This is a genomic window from Acinetobacter lwoffii (assembly GCF_024129855.1).
GTDB lineage: Bacteria > Pseudomonadota > Gammaproteobacteria > Pseudomonadales > Moraxellaceae > Acinetobacter > Acinetobacter lwoffii_L.
The window spans coordinates 1-338 of the sequence record NZ_JAMXXC010000081.1; the positions used below are offsets into that span (position 1 = coordinate 1).

Sequence of the window (338 nt, forward strand, 5' to 3'; positions counted from 1 at the left end):
TCTTCTGTAGAAGACATTGAATTGGCCCTGGATGCAGCGCACAAAGCCAAAGAACAATGGAACAGAGCATCGCCGACCACCCGCTCCAATATTCTGTTGAAAATTGCAGATCGTCTGGAACAAAATCTGGAAATGTTGGCGGTGGCAGAAACCTGGGACAATGGCAAACCGATCCGTGAAACGCTGGCTGCCGATATTCCGCTGGCTATTGACCATTTTCGTTATTTTGCCGGCTGTATCCGTGCTCAGGAAGGCGGCATTTCCGAAATTGATGAAGATACCATTGCCTACCATTTCCATGAACCGCTTGGTGTAGTCGGACAAATCATTCCCTGGAA

General features: G+C 48.5%; 1 protein-coding gene. It reads left to right on the top strand.

Translation table 11 applies throughout. The features are described 5' to 3' along the window. On the top strand, positions 1–338 hold a 338-nt coding region (locus tag NI465_RS16590; RefSeq protein ID WP_253146007.1), incomplete at both ends, for an aldehyde dehydrogenase family protein.